Source organism: Haloferula sargassicola (genome assembly GCF_040362925.1).
GTDB classification, from domain to species: domain Bacteria; phylum Verrucomicrobiota; class Verrucomicrobiia; order Verrucomicrobiales; family Akkermansiaceae; genus Haloferula; species Haloferula sargassicola.
Window position 1 is genome coordinate 181,807 of the sequence record NZ_BAABRI010000003.1, and the last position, 20,605, is coordinate 202,411.

At 62.1% G+C, this 20,605-nt stretch carries 15 protein-coding genes; 12 read left to right on the forward strand and 3 right to left on the reverse strand.

Going from position 1 to position 20,605, the window contains the following annotated elements; all coding sequences use genetic code 11:
• Positions 1-19 precede the first annotated feature (19 nt).
• From mul2B to gyrA, 10 genes are all read left to right on the forward strand, one after another.
• A complete protein-coding gene (gene mul2B / locus ABXH26_RS03550; RefSeq protein ID WP_353565657.1) occupies positions 20-1,852 on the forward strand; it encodes an Amuc_1101 family PilM-like pilus complex protein in 1,833 nt (610 codons plus the stop codon).
• A gap of 18 nt (positions 1,853-1,870) precedes the next feature.
• Positions 1,871-2,863, forward strand: coding sequence for an Amuc_1100 family pilus-like protein (locus tag ABXH26_RS03555; protein WP_353565658.1), 993 nt, complete (start codon positions 1,871-1,873; stop codon positions 2,861-2,863).
• A 24-nt stretch (positions 2,864-2,887) separates the two neighbouring features.
• Positions 2,888-3,973 (forward strand): Amuc_1099 family pilus-like system protein, encoded by a 1,086-nt coding sequence (locus ABXH26_RS03560; protein WP_353565659.1) that lies wholly within the window; start codon positions 2,888-2,890, stop codon positions 3,971-3,973.
• Between the two features lie 92 nt (positions 3,974-4,065).
• The gene (locus ABXH26_RS03565; protein ID WP_353565660.1) at positions 4,066-6,675 is read left to right on the forward strand and encodes an Amuc_1098 family type IV pilus outer membrane protein; all 2,610 of its coding nucleotides are present in this window, start codon (positions 4,066-4,068) and stop codon (positions 6,673-6,675) included.
• Between the two features lie 37 nt (positions 6,676-6,712).
• Positions 6,713-7,363: a dephospho-CoA kinase gene (gene coaE / locus ABXH26_RS03570; RefSeq protein ID WP_353565661.1), complete on the forward strand. Its 651-nt coding sequence runs from the start codon at positions 6,713-6,715 to the stop codon at positions 7,361-7,363.
• Complete coding sequence (gene rho / locus ABXH26_RS03575; RefSeq protein WP_353565662.1) at positions 7,353-8,681, forward strand: transcription termination factor Rho; 1,329 nt, start codon at positions 7,353-7,355, stop codon at positions 8,679-8,681. Before coaE ends, rho begins: the two co-directional genes overlap by 11 nt.
• A 58-nt stretch (positions 8,682-8,739) precedes the next feature.
• Positions 8,740-10,332, forward strand: coding sequence for a hypothetical protein (locus tag ABXH26_RS03580; RefSeq protein WP_353565663.1), 1,593 nt, complete (start codon positions 8,740-8,742; stop codon positions 10,330-10,332).
• Positions 10,333-10,363: 31 nt separating this feature from the next.
• Positions 10,364-11,473, forward strand: coding sequence for a ribonuclease D (locus ABXH26_RS03585; RefSeq protein WP_353565664.1), 1,110 nt, complete (start codon positions 10,364-10,366; stop codon positions 11,471-11,473).
• Between the two features lie 125 nt (positions 11,474-11,598).
• Positions 11,599-14,151, forward strand: coding sequence for a DNA topoisomerase (ATP-hydrolyzing) subunit B (gene gyrB / locus ABXH26_RS03590; RefSeq protein ID WP_353565665.1), 2,553 nt, complete (start codon positions 11,599-11,601; stop codon positions 14,149-14,151).
• A 28-nt stretch (positions 14,152-14,179) separates the two neighbouring features.
• Positions 14,180-16,786: a DNA gyrase subunit A gene (gene gyrA / locus ABXH26_RS03595; RefSeq protein ID WP_353565666.1), complete on the forward strand. Its 2,607-nt coding sequence runs from the start codon at positions 14,180-14,182 to the stop codon at positions 16,784-16,786.
• A gap of 430 nt (positions 16,787-17,216) precedes the next feature.
• Here the strand turns inward: gyrA and ABXH26_RS03600 are convergent, their stop codons facing one another.
• Entirely contained in the window at positions 17,217-17,588 is a 372-nt protein-coding gene (locus ABXH26_RS03600; protein WP_353565667.1) for an NADH-quinone oxidoreductase subunit A, read from the reverse strand.
• A gap of 271 nt (positions 17,589-17,859) precedes the next feature.
• On the reverse strand, positions 17,860-18,168 hold the full coding sequence (locus ABXH26_RS03605) for a hypothetical protein (RefSeq protein WP_353565668.1): 309 nt from the start codon (positions 18,166-18,168) through the stop codon (positions 17,860-17,862).
• 178 nt (positions 18,169-18,346) lie between these two features.
• Here ABXH26_RS03605 and ruvA point away from each other — a divergent pair, with 178 nt between their 5' ends.
• Together ruvA and ABXH26_RS03615 are read left to right on the forward strand one after the other, a co-directional pair.
• Complete coding sequence (gene ruvA / locus ABXH26_RS03610; RefSeq protein ID WP_353565669.1) at positions 18,347-18,940, forward strand: Holliday junction branch migration protein RuvA; 594 nt, start codon at positions 18,347-18,349, stop codon at positions 18,938-18,940.
• A 77-nt stretch (positions 18,941-19,017) separates the two neighbouring features.
• A complete protein-coding gene (locus tag ABXH26_RS03615) occupies positions 19,018-20,208 on the forward strand; it encodes a hypothetical protein (protein ID WP_353565670.1) in 1,191 nt (396 codons plus the stop codon).
• Between the two features lie 56 nt (positions 20,209-20,264).
• Here the strand turns inward: ABXH26_RS03615 and rpmB are convergent, their stop codons facing one another.
• Positions 20,265-20,528: a 50S ribosomal protein L28 gene (gene rpmB, locus ABXH26_RS03620; protein WP_353565671.1), complete on the reverse strand. Its 264-nt coding sequence runs from the start codon at positions 20,526-20,528 to the stop codon at positions 20,265-20,267.
• Between the last annotated feature and the right edge of the window lie 77 nt (positions 20,529-20,605).

A 20,605-nucleotide genomic window follows, 5' to 3' on the forward strand; every position in this document is an offset into this window, starting at 1 on the left:
TTTTTAGAAAAGATCCACTATGGCTGACAACCAGTCCACCATCGCCCTGAACATCGGGACCCAACGGGTCAGCATGGCGGTCTTCGAGCCTTCGAAGTCCGGCGCGCTGGTCCTCAAGGCCTACGATGCCGAGTCCATCCTTGCGGATCCCGCCTCCGAGGCGGTCCGTGCCGCCCAGATCAGCAACGCCATTTCCTCCCTCGTCAGCCGTGCCGGCGTGAAGGGGAAGGTCCGCTATTCGATCTCCGGCCAGTCCGTGTTCATTCGTTTCGTGAAGCTGCCTCCGCTCGATGACGACGATGTCGAGCAACTGGTCGCCTTCGAGGCCCAGCAGCACGTGCCCTTCCCGCTCGACGAGGTGGTGTGGGACTACGAAATCCTCGAAGCCGCGGGCGAAAAGGAGGTCGTGATCGTGGCGATCAAGGGCGATGCCCTCGATGAGATCAACGAGAGTGTCAACGACACCGGGCTCGGTACCGCCGAGGTGGATGTGGCCCCGATGGCCCTCTACAATGCCTTCCGAGCGTCCTACCCGCAGCTTGATGAGCCGGTGCTCCTGATCGATGTCGGCGCCAAGACCAGCGATCTCCTTTACATCGAGGGCGATCGCTTTTTCACGCGCAGCGCGGCCGTCGGCGGCTCGGCGGTGACCACGGCGATCTCGAAGGAGTTTGATGTTCCTTTCTCGGAGGCTGAAGCCCACAAAACCCAGAACGGCCTGGTGGCTCTGGGAGGCGGCCACACCGAGCAACTCGACGAGGCCACCGCGGCGCTGGCGATGAGCATCCGCAACGCGATGACCCGCCTGGCCACGGAAATCCCGCGGACGACCAACTACTACCGCAGCCAGCACAACGGCAACGCCCCGAAGCACGTCTACCTCGCCGGGGGCGGCGTGAACCTGCCGTACGCCAAGGAGTTCTTCGAAGAAAAGCTCCGCCTGCCGGTGGACTACTTCAATCCGTTGGCGGCGATTTCCCTCGGCAAAGGTGTCGATGGGGACCGCGTATCGAAGGAAGCCCACATGATGGGTGAGCTGATCGGCCTCGGACTGCGGGGCGTCGGCAAATCCAAGCTCAACATCGATCTCGTCCCGACCAAGGTCGGCGAGGCTCGTGCCGCCGAGAAGCGCAAGCCGTTCCTGATCGGTGCGGCCGCACTGCTCGTGGGCGGTGCCGCGCTGGCGGGGCTGTTCCGCATGCAGGCCGCTTCGAAGGCGGAGAAGCAGGCGGCCAGCGCCGACGCCCAGTTCGAGGAACTCAAGCCGCTGGCCAAATCGATCAAGGACGCGGCCGACAAGGAAGTGGCACTGAGCAAGATCGCTTCCCAATACGTCAATGCCGAGGAGGCCCGGAACTACTGGTCGGACGTCTACCGCGAGCTGAGCACGGCTTTCGCCAGCGAGGCGATCTGGTTCACGGACTTCAGCCCGGTGGCTGGCTACAGTCCTTTCGGTGACAAGGCGCAAACCGGTGAGCCGGTGATCAAGGACGAGTTCCCCTCGCTGCCCTACGGCCAGTCGGCGCTCAACGACATCACCGTCGAGACCGGCCGCGACTCCCGCGGCAAGACCGCGCCATCCGCCCAGGTCAACGCGATCCACGTGCGCGGCTACTGGCTCAACAAGAAGGGGGTGACCTCGAACATTGTCTTCGAGATGATCAAGCGCCTGCAGGAGAACATCGACGACGGAAACAGCCACTTCACCTTCACGATCAAGAACAAGGGCAAAGCCCAGAAGCTCGAGCCCTCCCAGATCGCCCCCAGCGTGCAGTCCGATCCCGCCGAGGGTGCCTTCGCCGCGGCCTTCGAGTTGGTCCTGCCGCTGGCTGAACCCATCGATTACCGTTAATCCGATTTTTCCTGAAACATGAGTGAGCAGAAGTTTCCCATCATCCTGGGCACCGTCACCGTCGTGCTGACCGGCGCGCTCGTCTGGTGGGGCCTCCAGAGCGGCTCCCGCTACAAGGCGGCCAAGGAGCAGTATGACAAGGCGGTGCGATCCATCGACACCGTCAATGGCTGGAAAGCCCCCAAGGCGCCGCCGACCGAGGAAAACCGCCGCGGCAAGGAAAAGGCCGTCGCCGATTTCGAGACCAGCGTCGAGGAATTGCAGAAATCCTACGACAAGTTCCGCGCCCCGACCCTTGAGGACACTCCGCCGACCGCCTTCAGCCCGACCTTGCTGGAAGCCACCAAGCGGGTTTCGAGCAAGTTCGAACAGGTCGGCACCGAGCTGCCTCCCGGTTTTTACCTGGGCTTCGCCCGTTATGTCGACCAGGCCCCGAAGCAGAACATCACCGGCTTGCTGGGCTATGAGCTCGGCGCCAGCGAGGAGCTGTTCATGAAGCTTGCGGAATCCGCTCCGGCCAGGCTTCTCAACGTCTACCGCCGGATCATGCCGGAGGAGGTGAACAAGGCGTCCGACCTCAAGGGCCAGGCCTTCCGCGTTCATTCCTTCGAGGTGACCTTCTCCGGCCGGGAAGGCAGCCTGCGTGAGTTCTTGTCGACCCTGGATGACTCCGAAAAGTATTACTACGTCGTCCGTACCATGCGGGTGAAGAACGAGCGCGAGACCGCGCCGAGCGCGAACGACGCCAAGTTCGAGCAGGCGGCGGCTGCCGCGGCTCCGGCCGCGGACGCCAATCCGTTCGGCGGCGGCGGCTTCGTATTCCCCGAGGAAAACAGCGGTGGCGATGCCGCGGCGGAGGAGGAAGCCCCGGCTGAGGAGGCCGCCGTTCCCGAGGAGCCCGTCGACAGCGGTGAGATCCTCAAACAGGTGCTTGGTTCGGAAAACATCCGCGTCTTCCTGCGCATCGATGTCCTCCAGTTCCTCGAGCCGCAAACCTCGCCGAAAGGTTGAGCAACCCGATTTTTGATCTGACCCATGTCCAAAGCTCCTAAAAACATCGAAAAGATCCTGCTCGGCGTCGGCGGCGTCGCCGGCCTCGCCTTGGTGGCGTTCGGTTTCATGAAGAACGCCGGTGCCCAGGAGGATTTCGGTGCCTCCATCGGCCAACCCAAGGATGATTCCACCGATGTGGCGATCGCCAACGATGTGACGGCCACCATTTCCTCGGTGACCAGCGAACACGAGGTCCAGGCCGCCACCGTGCCGGCCCCGAATCTTGAAGGCGGAACGCGCCCGGTGGATCTCTTCGTCGGCGTGCCGCTCTACGGCAGCCGGGATAATCCGAACGAACCCGTCGACCCGGTGACCGCCGAGGACATCCATCCTCCGATCCCCAATGCCTGGTGGCTGAAATGGGGGGCCAAGCTCAACTACGCGGACTCGCCCTCGCGCGACGACGACAATGACGGCTTCACCAACGCCGAGGAATACAAGGCGGACACCAATCCGACCAATGCGGCCAAGCATCCGCCCCTGATCGCCAAGCTGTCGTACGTGACGGATGATTCGTTCCGCTGGATCATCATTCCGGGAACGCCGATCAATGGACAACTGACCCCGAAGCTGGAAGCCGGCGAGCCCGTGCTGAGCCCGCCCGTCAAGTTGCGGGTCGGTTTTGCCGACGCCCTCAAGGAAGGAGACATCTTCTTCAAGGAGGGGGACGAGCGCTTCGTGAACCGCTTCAAGTTCCTTGGCACCGAAAACCGCAAAGTTCGCAACGAGCGCCTCAATATCGACGAGGATGTCGAGTTTGTGAAAATCGAGGACCAGAAGGATAACAAGAAGGGAATGGTCTACGAGTTCCCGACCCGCTTCCCTCGGGCGGAGTATGAGGGCCTGTCCGAATACGACCGGACCGCGGTCCTCGATCTGCGCGCCCTCGGCATGGAGGGCCAGTCCTTCAAGGTCGAAGAGCGTCGCAATTTCGCGCTTCCTCCAGATGATGCTAACAAGGACTACTATCTCAAGGAAGTGACTCCGGAAAAGATCGTCGTCGAATGGAAGGACGGTGACCAGACCCAGTCGGTGGAGATCCCCAAGGGGGGGCTGCCAGAAATGTAATCCGGTCAATGACGAATCACTGAGCCTTTCTTTCCACGGGGAAAAATTCGCTTTCCAAACGCCGGCGTGGCCGGCAGAACCAAGCACCAACCATGCAAAAAACGCCAATGCTACCGCATCGCACGACCGTTGCCGCTCTTCTGGCAGCGGCCGCCGTGACGCCGGTCTTCATGACGGCGGCCCATGCAGGCGAGGGATCCTACGGCGGCTACAGCAGCCTTGCCGAGAAGGAGATGATCCGTCGCCAGCAGCAAGTCGCCGAATCCGACCAGCTTCGCGACGAAGCCCGAGAAGCCTACGCCAAACAGGAATACAAGGAGGCCTACGACAAATACAACCAGGCCCTCCAGCTCCTGCCGGATGCTCCCCTGCTCTCCGACCGGCGCGATTTCCTGAAAGCTTCGCTGGCCGATGCCGCGGTGGCGCTTTCCGAGGAATACCGTCGCTTCGGGAAGTACGATGAAGCCCGTAGCATGCTCAACGACGTCCTGGAGGACGATCCCAACAACTTCGAAGCCAAGCGCGAGCTGGAGTGGATCGATGATCCGATCCGCACCAACCCGGCGCTCACCGAGGAGCACTCGAAGAACATCGACGAGGTGCGCCGCGGTCTCTACACGGCCCAAGGCTACTACGATCTCGGACAGTTCGACGAAGCCCACGACGCCTATGAGCAGGTGCTCCGCGTCGATAAATACAACACCGCCGCGCGCCGTGGCATGGAGCGGGTGGCTGCCGCCAAGACGAGCTACTATCGCGCCGCCTACGACCACACCCGCGCCGAGCTGTTGGCGGAAGTCGACAAGGCATGGGAACTCACCGTTCCGCCGGAAGCCCCGGCCATTGATGTGACCACCGGAAGCCCGGTGCAGAAGTCGGCGGGCTCCACCTACATCCTCCAGAAATTGAAGAACATCATCATTCCGGTGATCGACTTCGAGGATACCTCGGTTGAAGAGGCGATCGACTACCTCCGCGTGCGTTCGATCGAGCTGGACACTTCCGAGGTCGATCCTACCAAGAAGGGGGTCAATTTCTTCATCCGCAAGCCCCGCTCGGGTGGTGGCACGGCGGATGCCGGCCTCGATGCCGGAGGCGGGGGTGCGGATGCCGCACCCGGGTCCCAGAGAATCGCCGAGCTGCGCCTGCGCAATGTTCCGCTGTCCGAGGCACTGACCTACATCTGCGAGGCCACCCGCCTGCGCTGGTCGGTCGATGACTTCGCGGTGACCATCAAGCCCGCGACCGAAGTCGGCGAGGATCTGTTCACCCGCACCTACGATGTTCCGCCTGACTTCCTGGCCCGCATCAGCGGTGGTGGCGACAGCGAGGGTGGCGGCACCAACATGGATGACCCCTTCAGCACCGGAGGTGACGAGGGGGCCAGCTCGCTTGCCCCGCGCATGAGCATCACGGATGCGCTCAAGGCGAACGGCGTGAAATTCCCGCCGGATGCCTCGGCGCAATTCTTTGCAGCCAATTCGACGCTGCTCGTCCGCAACACTCCCACCAACCTCGACCTCGTCGAGCAGATCGTCTCGAACACGGTCGGCAAGGCTCCGAAGCAGGTGAAGATCTCGACCAAGTTCGTCGAGGTCCAGCAGGAGAACACCGACGAGTTGGGCTTCGACTGGATCCTCACTCCGTTCAACACCAACTATGCCCGCGACCTGTTCCTGGGTGGCGGCACGGTGGGAAGCGGTCAGTCCCGCACCAATGCGGACTTCCTCAGCCCGATCGGCGGCGTGGCCATTCCCGGGATTCCGGCAGCGAGCGCTCAGGACGTCTCGAACATCATCGGAGCGAGCAACCGCTCCGGCGACGGTGCGATCAATCGCGACAGCATCGCGGCCCTGCTCAACAATCCGAACCGCTCCGCGGAAACGGCAAGCGTCGCCCCCGGCATCCTGTCGCTGACCGGATTGTTCACCGACGGTCAGGTCCAGCTGATCATGCGCGGCCTGAGCCAGAAGAAGGGCACCGACCTGATGACGGCCCCGAGCGTCACCGCACGCTCGGGTGAGAAGGCCACCATCGAGATCATCCGCGAGTTCATCTACCCGACGGAATACGAGCCGCCGGAACTTCCAAACTCGGTCGGCACCGGCACCACTCTGGGTGGCGGCGGTCTGTTCGGGACCGGGGGTTCCTCCTCGTTCCCGGTGACTCCGGCGACGCCGACTTCCTTCGAAACCCGGAACACCGGTGTGACGCTTGAAATCGCGCCGAACATCGGTTCCAACGACTTCGTGATCGACCTCAACTTCGCTCCCGAAATCGTCGAGTTCGAAGGCTTCGTGAACTACGGCAGCCCGATCCAGTCGCCCTCCACCGACCTTCTGGGCAATCCCACCACCGTGGTGATCACCGAGAACCGCATCGAGATGCCCGTCTTCTCCAAGCGGAGTGTGAACACCGCGCTGACGATCTTCGACGGCTATACCGTCGCCGTCGGTGGCCTCATGCGTGAGGATGTGCAGAACGTCGAGGACAAGGTGCCGATTCTCGGTGACCTTCCGATCATTGGCCGTCTGTTCCAGAATAAGGCTGAGAATCACATCAAGAGCAACCTGATCATCTTCGTGACGGCTGAGATCATTGATGCGACCGGTCGTCCGATCAATCGGGGCCCGAGTGCCGCTCCGGCGGAGATGGGCATGGATCCGAGCAATCCGACGATGCTCCCCGATCTGCCGCAGTAAGCTGCCTTGCAATTGGTTGAAATTCACGGGCGGAGGGGTGTTTCCCTCCGCCCGTCTTTTATGGGACGATACGGGAGTGAAAAACCTTGCCCTCACCGGAGGCATCGCCAGCGGCAAATCCTTTGCGGCTGACGAGATGGTGCGCCTGTGCGCCCGCGCGGTCCGGTTCGATTCGGATGTTTCCGTTCGTGAACTGCTGCGCGGCGATCGGTCGGTCATCGAGCAGATCGGTGAAAAGTTCGGTCCGGCTTGCATCGCGGCGGACGGGCAAGGCGTGGACCGGGGCGGGTTGCGGGCGAGGGTTTTCGGCGATGCCGCGGCGAGGAGGGATCTGGAGCGATTGCTCCACCCAAAGGTCCGAGAGGAATGTCTTGAAGTTCAAGCCAAGGCCGCCAAGCTGGGCGCGCCGCTGTTTCTGGCCGAAGTTCCTCTGCTGTTCGAAGGCGGATTCGATTTCGGGCAGGATTTGAATCTGGTCGTTGCCGTCAGCCGGGAGACCCAGTTGAAACGACTGTCTGCCCGCGACGGGTTCGATACCGGGTTGGCCGCATCCATTCTCGCCGCCCAGCTGCCGATGGAGCGGAAGGTGCTTCTTGCCGACGTGGTGTTCTGGAACGAGGGACCCAGGTCGGTGTTGACGGGCCAGATCGAGCGATTTCTTCATACCCTGCTGCCACATGAGCGATGACGCCGAGGAGGCGCTCCAATCGAGCGCGACGACCACCCCTGAGCCGGAGGCCGCAAAGCCTGTGGTTGTGATGGATATCAACGAATTCCGGGCCAAGCCGCTCGGGGAACTCCAGAGCATGGCGGAGGTACTCCCGCGGCGCCTTGCGGTCGCTCCAACGAAGGCCCAGTTGGTGTTTGATCTCCTGAGTTTCCAAGCCCGGGAGGGGGCCGAATTGGTCGGGGAGGGGGTGATCGAGCAGGCGAAGGAGAACTATGCCATGCTCAGGGATCCGCTTCGCAGCTTCCGCACCTCTCCCGACGACATTCACGTTTCCGGGCACCTGTTGAGGGAGTTTGGCATCAAGCCCGGCCAACGGGTGAAGGTCAAAGTCCGCAATCCTCGCGAGCGCGACAAGTTTCTGACGGCGACCGAGATCCTGGAGATTGAAGGGATCCCGGCGGCGGATTTCAAAGCGGGGCCGGATTTCGAGAAGCTGACTCCCTTGTTTCCGAACGAGCGCCTGATGCTGGAAGGCAAGGGTCCGGACTCGCTGGCTCCCAGGGCGATCGATCTGGTCGCTCCGTTGGGCAAAGGCCAGAGGGGGTTGATCGTTGCTCCACCCCGAGGAGGGAAGACGATCCTTCTCAAACAGATCGCCAAGGCGATCCGAAGCAATCATCCGGAGGTCGAGCTGGTGATCGTGCTGCTTGATGAGCGGCCCGAGGAGGTGACCGATTTCGAGGAAACTGTCGGAGCCACCGTTTTCGCCTCAACCTTCGACGAGCCCGCCAAGCGGCACGCCCAGGTGGCGGACCTCGTGATCGAGCGCGCCCAGCGCCTCGTGGAGATGAAAAAGGACGTGGTCCTGCTCCTCGACAGCCTCACCCGGCTGGCGCGGGGCCACAATTCGGCGCTCCAAGGAGGGCCCGTCGGCAGCGGCGGCATCAGTCCCAAGGCACTCCAGCAGTCCCGCAAGTTCTTCGGCTATGCCCGGAATGTGGAAGAAGGGGGTAGCCTGACCATCCTTGCGACGGCGTTGATCGAGACCGAAAGCCGGATGGACGACGTGATTTTCGAGGAATTCAAGGGAACCGGAAACATGGAGGTGAAACTCGACCGCGAACTGGCCGAACGGCGCATTTTCCCGGCGATCCACATTCCTCAAAGTGGAACCCGCAACGACGACCGCTTGTTCCACCCCGATGAATTCGCGAAGGTGCTTGAGATCCGTCGCCAGCTCGCCCAGCTACCCGTGGGGGAGGCGATCGAAACCCTGATGACCAACCTGGCAGCTACGCAAACCAACGCAGAATTGCTTCTACGGGGTTTGCGATGAGGTTTCGCCCGAGAAAAACTCTTGCCAGCCCCTACCCGAAATCGGAATTTCCCAGCCAATGAAACCCTCTGTTTTCCTTCCAGCTCTGTCGGCTGCGGCAGCTCTTTCCTGTACGGTGGCCGAAGGCCAGGTCGTGCTCAACTTCACAGGGGCCAAGGAATTTCTGCAGTCGGGTCCATCCCCTCTCCAGACCGTTTTCCGCCGCGGTGCGCTCGACATCCTGGTGCGGGACGGCGGGGTGGAAAAGGTAAGCTGCTATGGGCTCTCCGGACTCCCGGAATGGTATCCGGCAGGTTATGATCCGATCCTTTGCCCTCTTGGCACGTCGGGCTACATCACCCGTGGGGATGCGAACGGCGATGGCAACTTGGACGAAATGGGATTCTTCTCGTTGACCAATGTGTCCCCCGCTTCGCTGATCGATCCTTACCGGGAGGATGAATGCGCCATCGTCGCGGCTCCTCCCTCAAAACTCCCTCGCCCATATTCGAACTTCAAGGACGACAGCTGGCTGGTTTATTACAACCTCCTGACCTCTCAAATCTACCAATTCGAGGTTACCGAATACAACTCGCTTCGTGAATATGGAGCGGGTCCGTTCGAGTGGGAGCGGATGGACAAGGAAATTGTCGAGGGCCAATACGTGTTCGAGTTTCCGTTTTTGGATCACCCCGGGCAGACCTTCAATCTGGCGGTGGCCCACCGCCAGCTGCCGGAAGGGGCTGGTCCTCACCATCGCTACCCTCAAAACGATTTTTACTTCAATTCCGGGGTTTGGGATGAGAACGGCTTTTATTTGCTGGATCCCAACCTTCCCAATCACATCACCTGGCAGGGGAACGACGTGAGCAATACCTTCCAGGGTATTGATGTATGGCGGTTCATGGTTCTCGACACCTTGCCTCTTCGGGATCCCGCAAATCCGTTCCGCACCTTGGCATTGGGCAACTACGACCAACGGCCGGCCGTGGGAGCCCCGCCCCGACAAGCGGATGACTACTTGCCCTTCGTCTTGTTTCCTCCGAGTGGAGTTCCCCTGCAGCTCCCCTCCGTTTTTACTCAGGAATTTGTTCTTGCCGGGAATTTCTTCGACCCAGGCGAGCAGGTGGTGCTGGCGCTTCGTTTGGATCGCATCCTGGGAACCAGTTCGGTTGCCTATGATACCTCGGCGCGGATCTTCCTTGCAGAGGCCCGATTTGTCATCACCTACCCTTCGTATCGGGTAACGAACTTCCCCGGCGAAACGGTCCTAACGGGCCCGGGTGATGATTTCGATGGAGATGGCTACAGCAACATCGCAGAGATGGCCATGGGTACGGATCCGACGGACGAAACGGAATTCCCGATTGATCCGGTGGCCGTTCAGAACGGGGACGGAACCGTGAGTTTTACCTACGACACCGCTTATGATGTGTATCTTCGCAATGAGTTGATCATCACCAACACGGTGACAGGCCGAGTCTATAAGGTGAATCGCAACAGTCCCGATTGGGTGATTGAGTCGGTACCGGAAACGATTCCGGGCGTGGATGGAGGCGGTGACGCGACGACTCACACCGTCACCCACGTGACGGTGACCAGCCGCGATACGCTGGAGGCGGCCAATGTCACTGCGAAGATCAGTGGCCAGCAGCTGATCGTCAACGAATGATCGGTCGGAGGTCGGCCGGAGAAGCGGGGCGGTGGGCGCATTGTTGTTGAGGAAAAATCACGAATGTATGGATGCGAGGATTGATGGCTTCGTCAGTTCCGAAGAGGAGTTGGCCGAAGTTCTCAAGTCCGCGTCCGCTCAGAAGGTTTGTGCCGTCGATACCGAGGCCGACAGCCTTCATCGCTACCGGGAATCGCTTTGCCTGATCCAGTTCGCTTGGGACGATCAATCCGTGCTGATTGATCCGCTGGCGGTTCAGGATCTGAAGCTCTTGGTCGATTACATGCGGGACCGCGAGGTGTGGATGCACGGCGCGGACTACGACATGACGATGCTGCGGCGCGAGTTCGACGCCTTGCCTGGCGACGTGTTCGACACCCAGATCGGCGTCAGGCTCCTCGGGCTGCGTCAGTTCGGACTGGCGAATCTGGTGGAACACTATTTCGACGTCAAGCTGTCGAAATCGTCGCAGAAGGCGGACTGGGGCAAGCGGCCACTTTCGGAGAAGATGATCGAATATGCGCTGAATGATGTGCGCTATTTGCTGCCGATGGCGGAGAAGATCGTCGAAGAACTGAAGGAGCTGGGGCGCTACGAGTGGTTCGTCGAAAGCTGTGAAGTCGCCAAGGAGCGCGTCTTGGAGAGGGACGAGACGAAGGATGATCCTTGGCGCATCCAGGGCTCGGGACGCCTTGACCGGGCCGGGCTTCATTTTCTCAACGCGCTCTGGTACTGGCGTGACAAGGAGGCGATGCGCTGGGACCGGCCGACCTTCATGGTGGCCACCAACCGGCAGCTGATCGACTGGGCGCAGGTGCTCGCCGATGACAAGCGGCTGGAACTGCCGCACCATTATCGCCCTGATCGACGCCGCCGGTTCGAAGCCATGGTCAAGGACGCCCGGGAAGTTTCCAAGGAGCATTATCCACACCGGCTGCGTGGCCTCAGGCGGAGACGCGACAAGGACTTCGACTCGCGCTTGGACGAGCTTTTGAAACGGCGGAATTCGGTCGCCGAGGATCTCGGGATCGAAGGTTCGGTGATCGCTTCGAGGGGCATGTTGGAGGCCTTGGCGGCGCGCGACGAAGGTGCGGTCGATGCCTTCATGAACTGGCAGCGGCAGTGCCTTGATCTGGGATAGCGACAGGCTCCGGCTGTCATTGGAAATCAGCGTCTTGAGCGAAAGCCCGCCATTTCCCGGATGGCGGTCTTTTCCGTCAATCGGCCTTGCCTCGACGGGGGGGATTTCAGACCCTCCCCGGGTTCATGTCCGACGAGCCCCAAGAGCCTGAAGAAGGCCACACCAAAGTCAGCGGCGAGCAGCAATATGGCGCCGAACAGATCGACAAGCTGGAAGGTCTGGAGGCGGTTCGGAAGCGCCCTGGGATGTACATTGGCGATCCCGACGTGCGGGGTCTCCACCATTGTGTATTCGAGGTGCTCGATAACTCGATCGATGAGCACTTGGCAGGCTACTGCGACAAGATCCGTATCGCGATCCATGTCGATGGCTCGATCAGTATTATCGACGACGGCCGCGGGATCCCGGTCGATGTCCACCCGAAGTTCGGCATTCCGGCGGTCGAGCTGGTGCTGACCAGCCTGCATGCGGGCGGAAAGTTCGGCCAAGGCGCCTACAAATATTCCGGCGGCCTCCACGGGGTGGGGGCGAAGTGCGTGAACGCCCTTTCAGATTGGTTCAAAGCCGAAGTGAAGCGGCAGGGGAAAGTGCATGCGATCATGTTCGAGCGTGGCAAGACGGTGAAGCCGCTGGAGGTGATCGGGGAGGTTCCTGAAACGCAGACCGGGACGACCATTACCTTCTTCCCGGACGCCACGATCTTCACGGACACCATCGAGTTCGAGTTTGAGCGACTGGCGAAACGGCTGCGGGAGCTGGCCTTCCTGAATCCCGGCCTGACCATCGAGCTTGAAGATGAGCGCCCGGAGACGAAACAGAAGGGAACTTACTTCTACGCCAAGGGCATCGAGCAGTTCGTGCGCCAGCTCGGCGAGTCGAAGACGCTGGTCCACGCCGACCCGGTGATCCTGAAGGGCAAGCGCAAGGTCGAGGTGGAGTACGACGGCAAGGTGATGGAAGATGACGTCTTCGCGGACGTCGTTTTCCAATACAACGACAGCTACAACGATCACATCCTGTGTTATGCCAACTCGATCCCGAACGCGGATGGCGGCACCCACCTCACGGGTTTCCGCACGGCGCTGACGCGGGCGATCAACCAGTATGCGAAGGCCAACAAGATCCTGAAGGACAAGGATCCGGCGCTGAGCGGCGACGACGTTCGCGAGGGCATTATCTGCGTGATCAGCGTGAAGATGCCGAATCCGCGCTTCAGCTCGCAGACCAAGGACAAGCTGGTCAACGTGGAGATCGAGGGCGTGGTGTCTTCGATCGTCTACGAGGGCTTGCAGACCTATTTTGAGGAGAACCCGAATCTGGCCAAAACCGTCATCGACAAGGCGGTCAATGCCGCGCGCGCCCGGGAGGCGGCGCGCAAGGCGCGCGAGACGGTCCGCAAGTCGGTGATGTCCGGCGGCGGTCTGCCCGGGAAGCTGGCCGACTGCTCCGAGCGCGATCCGGCCAAGTCCGAGCTCTTCATCGTCGAGGGCGACTCCGCGGGAGGCTCGGCGAAGTCCGGGCGCAACCGCTTGAACCAAGCGATCCTGCCGCTGCGCGGAAAGGTCATCAACGTCGAGAAGGCGCGGCTTCACAAGGCGCTCCAGAACAAGGAAATCCAGGCGATGATCACCGCAATCGGCGCGGGGATCGGCGAAGGCGACCAGGAAGGAGCCTTCCTCCTGGAGAAGGTGCGCTACCATAAGATCGTCATCATGACCGATGCCGACGTGGACGGCGCGCACATCCGGACCCTGCTGCTGACCTTCTTCTGCCGCCACATGGCCGAGCTGGTGAAGGCCGGCTACCTCTACATCGCCCAGCCGCCGCTCTATAAGGTGACCCGCAAGAAGCGCGAGGAATACGTGGCTGACGAGCCGCAGCTGCAGAAGATCCTGATCTCGCTCGGCAGCGACGACGTTTCGCTCCGAAAGCCCGGAGGGGGCGAGGTGGTCGCGCCCGACATGCTGCGCAGCGTGCTCGATACGCTGGCTCACCTGACCCGCTACACCAAGGCGCTTGAAGGGCATGGCGGCAACTTCAAGGAACTGCTCGCCGCCCGTCAGGACGGCAAGCTGCCCGAGTACATGGTCCGCGTGCGCGAGGGCAACGACGAAGAGGTGCTCTACTTTCCGAGCGAGCGCGAGCTGCTCAGCTACGCTGCGGAAAACCGGGACCTGCGGCTTTTCGACGAGGAACTCAGTGAAACCGAGATCGAGGAGCACCGCGAAAAGTTCGCCGGCGTGATCCGTCGTGCGGTGAAGTTCGAGCTGCACGAGGCGACTCCGATCTCGAAATTGCTCGCCCGGCTCTCGGAGTTCGGCCTCGAGACCGATCCGTTCTTTTCCTCTGATGGAAAGCCGCTCTACGAGCTGGCGGAGGGCGACGAAGGTGACCCGCTGCCGGTGATGAACCTGTTCGAGATCCTTGAGCGAGTGATGGACATCGGCCAGCGCGGCGTGCGCATCCAGCGCTTCAAGGGCCTTGGTGAAATGAACGCCAAGGAGCTGTATTCGACCACCATGGACCCGGAGACCCGGAAGCTGTTGCGGGTCCGGCTCGACGAGGAGAACGACCTCGAGGCCGACCGCATGTTCGACGTCCTGATGGGCGACGTGGTCGAACCGCGCAAGCGCTTCATCGAGGACAATGCGCTGAACGTCCAGAACCTCGACGTCTGAGCCCGCGGCAACGCCAACCCATTTTTCCATGTCCGACGATTCGATCAAACCGATCAATGTAGCCGACGAGATGTCGAGGTCCTTCCTGGACTACTCGATGTCCGTCATCATTTCCCGCGCCCTGCCCGACGTGCGCGACGGCCTCAAGCCTTCTCAGCGCCGGATCCTGCTGGCGATGAACGACCTCGGCCTCAGCCCCGGCAAGCAGCACCGGAAGTGCGCCAAGATCTGCGGCGACACCTCCGGTAACTACCACCCGCACGGCGAAGGCGCCATTTACCCGACCCTCGTCAACATGGCGCAGCCGTGGACAATGCGGGAAACGCTCATCGACGGGCAGGGCAACTTCGGCTCGGTCGAAGGCGACCCGCCGGCGGCCATGCGTTACACCGAGGCCCGCCTGACCCACATGGGCGTGGCGATGATGTCCGACATGGAAAAGGACACCGTCGATTTCATCCCGAACTACGACGGCACCACCACCGAGCCCGTCGTTTTCCCCGCCGCCATCCCGAACCTGCTGGTCAATGGCGGCACCGGCATCGCCGTCGGCATGGCGACCAACATTCCCGCCCACAATTTGGGCGAGGTGATCGACGGCGTCTGCGCGCGGATCGACCACCCGCAGATCTCCATCGAGGAGATGAAGACCCACATCAAGGGGCCGGACTTCGCCAGTGCGTGCGAAATCCGCGGCTTCTCGGGCATCGACAGCTACTTCCGCACCGGTCGCGGCAGCATCAAGATGCGCGGTGTGATGGAGGTCGATGAGTCCGGCAGTGGCGCGGCCATCATCACCATTCGCCAGGTCCCCCACGGGGTGAACCGCGCGGTGCTCCAGCAGCGGATCGCCGAGCTGGTCCGGGAAAAGGTGCTCACCGACATCTCGGGCATGCGCGACCTTTCCGACGAGGAAACCCGCATCGAGATCACCCTCAAGCGCGATGCCCGCCCGCAGGTGGTGGTCAACCAGCTCTTCAAGCTCACCTCCATGGAGACCTCGTTCGGGGTCAACATGCTGGCCATCCACGAGCGCCGTCCGAAGCAGCTGTCGCTGATGGATGCGATCGACGCCTTCATCGAGCACCGCCGCGAGGTCGTCGTCCGCCGCACCCGCTACCTCCTGCGCAAGGCGGAGGACCGCGCGGAAAACCTCGAGGCCTTCCTGCTCGCGCTCGGTCATCTCGATGAGTTCATCAAGATGATCCGCGACTCGAAGAACCGCGAGGAGGCCCGCGAGAAGATCCGTAGCCGGCATTTCGACCTGCCGGTCGCCGAGCAGCTCGGCATCCTGATCCGCAGCCAGCCGAGCATCCGGGGCGACAAGTATGTTTTCACCGAGCGCCAGGTGAACGCCATTCTCGAACTCCGGCTCTATCAGCTCACCGCGATGGAGCAGGACAAGATCAAGGCCGAGTACGACGCCGTGCTCGAGGAGATCAAGGACCTCCTCGACATCCTCGCCCGCGAGGCGCGCGTTCTCGGCATCATCAAGGACGAGCTGCAGGCGATCAAAGAAAAGCACGCCACGCCGCGCCGTTGCCCGATCCTGCCCGACGAGGGCGAGATCGCCATCGAGGACCTGATCGCCAACGAGGGCATGATCGTCACTCTCAGCCACCGCGGCTACGTGAAACGCACGCCCGCCAGCGAGTACCGCGTGCAAGGGCGCGGTGGCAAGGGCGTCCGCGGCATGGAGACCCGCGGCGCGAACGACGAGGACGAGAAGGACTTCGTCGAGCAGCTGTTCTCGGTGCAGGCGCACGACTACCTGATGTTCTTCACCAACACCGGTCGTGTGTATGTCGAGCGGGTGTATGAAATCCCGGAAGGCTCGCGTGCCTCGAAGGGCCGCAGCATCAAGAACGTCCTCAACCTCCAGCCGGAGGAGACGATCGCCGCCATGCTGCGCCTCGAACGGGTCACCGACGAGGATGGCAACGACATCACCTTCCGCGAGGACGCCGGCTACGTGTTCTTCGCGACCCGCAGCGGTCGGGTGAAAAAGACGGCCCTTAACGATTTCCGCAACTACCGCAAGGACGGCATCATCGCCATCAAGCTCGAGGAGGAAAACACCCTCATCGGCGCCTGGCTGACCAGCGGCAAGGACGAGGTGGTGCTGGTGACCCGCAAGGGCATGAGCATCCGCTTTCCCGAAGAGCAGGCGCGGCCGATGGGTCGCGCGACCGCGGGCGTCACCGGCATCCGGCCGGTGGAGGGCGACTACGTCGTCGCGCTATCGCTGGTGTCCGAGGAGTCGACCCTTCTGGTGGCCTCCGAGAACGGCATCGGCAAACGCACGCCCTTCCCCGAGTACCGCGTCCAGAGCCGCGGCGGCAAGGGCATCATCACCATGAAGGTCGGCGACAAAACCGGCGAGGTGGTCCGAGCCGTGGCGGTGACCGAGAGCGACGAGCTCATGCTCATGACCTCCGGTGGTCAAAGCATCCGCATCCGCGTCTCCGAGGTCCGCGAGGCCGGACGGAACACGATGGGTGTGAAACTCCTCAGCCTGCGGGGCGGCGAGAAGCTCCAGGACATCGCGCTGGTGATCCCAGATGACGAGGAGAGTGAACCGGAAGATGTCGGAGAAGGCTCCGACGGGGATGAAACGACCGATGGCGAAGCCTGATGGCATGGAGTGGCTGAGGTGATGGGAGAATCATCCCGAGCGTGGTTGAACCTTTGGATCAAGGCGTTCGATTCGAAGGGCCAACGGCCCGGGACCAACCATCCCGGCCTGAAGGCCGGGATGTAGCTGCATGGTAAGGCTGCGGACTCCCCAAAGCACGGACCGGGCTTTCAGCCCTCCATGGCTCCGCGACGGAACCCGGGCGTTCAGCCCGGGCTGGTATATTTCAGGCCGTTGGCCTGAAGCATGAAGCTCCCGTCCAAAAGGAGGGCGCGGATATGAAATATGGCCAACTTTCAGCCCCCGTGGCTCCGTGACGAATCGTAACCCGGCGTTCAGCCCGGGCTGGTGAGGCAGTCGGCTCGAAGTATGAGCCTTCTTCCAGAAAGGAGGTGCCGATGGTTTCCTCGCGAGGAGAGCGGGCCGGAAATCACTTCCAAGTCAGCGCGCCCTTCTTGAGCGCGTAGACGTAGGCGAAGGCGAGGATGCCCGCGAAGCCGGCGATGCTGACCAAGGCGGTCGGGTCGCCGTGGTGGACGAGGTCGCGGAACTGGACCGCCCACGGATACATGAAGACCACCTCGATGTCGAAAATGACGAAGAGCATCGCGACCAGGTAGAATTTCACCGAGAAGCGCGGGGCCCCATCGCCGATCGGCAGCATGCCGCACTCGTAGGCGGTGTCCTTCATCGCATTGCGGCGCGCGGACTTGCCGAGGGCGACGCTGAGACCCAGAGCCACGGCGGCGAAGCCGACCGCGCACACGATCTGGATGAAGACGGGGAGGAATTGCTCGTTCATCGGACGACCGGGGATAGCCCGCAGGCCCGGGACTGCCAAGTGCGAACTTGGTTACCTCAGGGTGGGGAGCGCTGCAGGGAAAAGGGGAGCCGGATGAATCGGATAGTGAGGGATGAACGGGATGAAAACTGGGGAGGAGAATCCCATCCGGATCCCATTCATCCCTGCTTGATCCTACGGATGCTGCGACGAATCCGTGGGGGTGATACCAGGGCGCAAAAAACCCGCTTCCGGATGGCCGGAAGCGGGTCCCAGGGAAAGCGGTTCAGCTTCAGTTTTCCTGTTGCTGCGCGAGCCACTCGCTCGACGCTTCGTGGACACGCTTGGTGCCCTTGTATTCCTTGCCGATCTTTTCGACCAGACCGCGGGTCACCAGGTTCTGAAGTTTCTCGTAAGCGCGAAGGCGAAGCATTTCCTCGCCACCGCTGACGGCGTTGCGCACTTTCAGGTTCTCAAAGACGCGTTCGAAGAGGTCATTGAAGCCAAAGACCTTGTCTTCCGCGAGGACGTTGCAGAGTTCATCCGTGACGTGATCGGGAAGCCGGCGTGAGAACCGAGTGCGTTTCGTGGTGGTTGCCATAGCGGCGAGAGGATAGCAGCAACCTGTCACAAAAGCGACCCCAAAAAGCCCATGCTTTAAAAAAACGCTACTTATTCGATCAACTAAAAAATTCAAGAAACATGAAATAAATGCTTGGTGGCGCCCGGGTTCGCGTCGGGAATTGACGGATCCCACGCCCTCGCCAAGCTGCGCTGCAATGATTGTTCGCTTGCGGGGCACCGTGTGGGAAAGTTACCCGAACCGGCTGGTGCTGGATGTGGCCGGAGTGGGTTACGAGGTGATGGTGCCGCTTTCGAGCATGGATCGGCTGCACCCGGTTGAGGGCCAATCGATCGACCTGCGGACCTACCACCACCAGCGGGAAAACGGGCAGACGCTCTACGGCTTTGCCGGCGACGAGGATCGGGACGTATTCATCCTGCTGATCGACCGGGTGAGCGGGATCGGGCCCTCGATCGCGATGGCCGTGCTCAGCGGCATGCCGGTCGAACGTTTCAAGGGCTGTGTGGCCAAGGGTGACATTGCCGCCCTTTCCAAGATCAAGGGTCTGGGCAAGAAGACCGCGGAGCGGATCGTGCTGGAGCTGAAGGACAAGGTGGGGGTGGCCGAAACCTGGCGCGAGGTGGAGGCGGGAGGCATGCAGCCGGCCGCGGCGGACGCCGAACTGGCCTTGGTGGCCTTGGGTTACAAGCAGGTGGATGCAAGGAAGGCCGTGAAAAAGACGCTGGAGGAAAAACCGGACGCCACCACCGAGGAATTGGTGCGCGGCGCGCTTCGGGCGATGGCATGAAGGCGGATTTTGAAACCTTGCGCGAGGCCGGAGGGGGGGACCGCTTCGGGCGAAGTTGGCGACTTTCTCCCCAGCCGTTGGCGCTCTCCAAAAGCGAAGCAAGGGCGCTGCGGGGGATGGGGCATGTGCTCGCGCGCTTCCAGCAGACCTGCGACGAGGTCTACCGGCGCAGTGCAGCGGGTTCGCTGCCTGGCTGGATCGCGGAACTCCTGGACACGGGCAAGCCGACCTGGATGGTGGAGATCCAGCGGGAGGCCGGGCGTCAGGGGCAGCTTCCGCGTGTGGTGAGGCCGGATCTCCTGTTGGGAGAAAACGGGTTTTCGCTGACGGAGATCGATGCGGTGCCGGGCGGGATGGGCATCACCGGCTGGCTGGCCCGGACCTATAGCGCGGCGGGGTTCGACGTGCTGGGCGGAGCCGAGGGGATGGTTGAGGGCTTCCGCTCCATCACGGCGCGCGGGAATATCACGGTCGTGGCCGAGGAGGCGGCTGATTATTTCGAGGAGATGCGCTGGTTGGCGAGCGAGGCCGGAGGCGATCGGCGAGCGCTGATGGCGGAGGATTTCCGCTCGGCGGAGGAGGTCTACCGCTTTTTCGAGTGGTTCGACTGGGAGTCGATGGACGTGTTCCAGAAGCTGGCGGAGGACTCGGTTGCCGGCGGGCTGAAGCTTTTGCCGGGCTGTCTTCCCCACCTGGAGGACAAGCTGTGGCTGGCGCTGCTGTGGACGCCGGCGCTGAAGCCGATGTGGGAATCGATGATGCGCGGAAGTCACTTGCAGCGTCTGCGGGAGTGGGTGCCCTTCGGCTGGGTGGCGGATCCCGAGCCCCTGCCGCCGCAGGCCGCGTTGCCGCGATTGGAGGTGCACGGGTGGGACGAGGTGGCCGCCTTCAGCCAAAAGGAGCGTCAGCTGGTGCTCAAAATCAGCGGCTTTCACGAGACTGCGTGGGGGTCGAGGGGCGTCCACATCGGCCACGACCTCTCCGCCACGGAGTGGAAGGCGTCGCTCGAGCAGGCGCTCGAGGATTTCAGCCAGCAGCCGTGGATTTTACAGGAATTCCGCGACACGCGACTGGTCGAGCACCCGGTGTATCGCGAGGATGGAAGCCTTGAGACCGTGCCGATGCGCGCGCGTCTGTGCCCCTATTATTTCACCGACGACCTCGGCCAGACGGAGTTCGGCGGCTGCCTGGCGACGCTCGTGCCGGCGGATAAAAAGAAGATCCACGGCATGGATGACGCGGTCCTCGTGCCTTGCATCGAAGCATGAAAAAGCCCGGGTCGGAAAACCCGGGCTTCATCAAAAAACCAATGCTCGCCCTCGGATCAGATGATCCCGGCTTCCTTGAGGGTGGCGAAGGCGCCGTTCTTGTTGACCGTCTTCAGCGCGCGGGCGGAGAGCTTCACGCGGACGTAGCGGCCCAGTTCGGGAACCCAGATGCGCTTGGTCTGGAGGTTCGGAGCGACCTTGCGCTTCACGACCTTGGTGACGTGACGGCCGATGCCGCCCTTTTTCTTGGCGAGACCGGAACGGTTGATGCGGCCGCCGGAGCGGACTCGGCTTCCTCGGATGCTGCAAACGCGGGCCATGGTGGAAAAATGGTTGGAGATTGGGGTCCGGTCGTCGGACGGGCGGCGAAGAATGCACGCCGGCGACCACCGGTCAA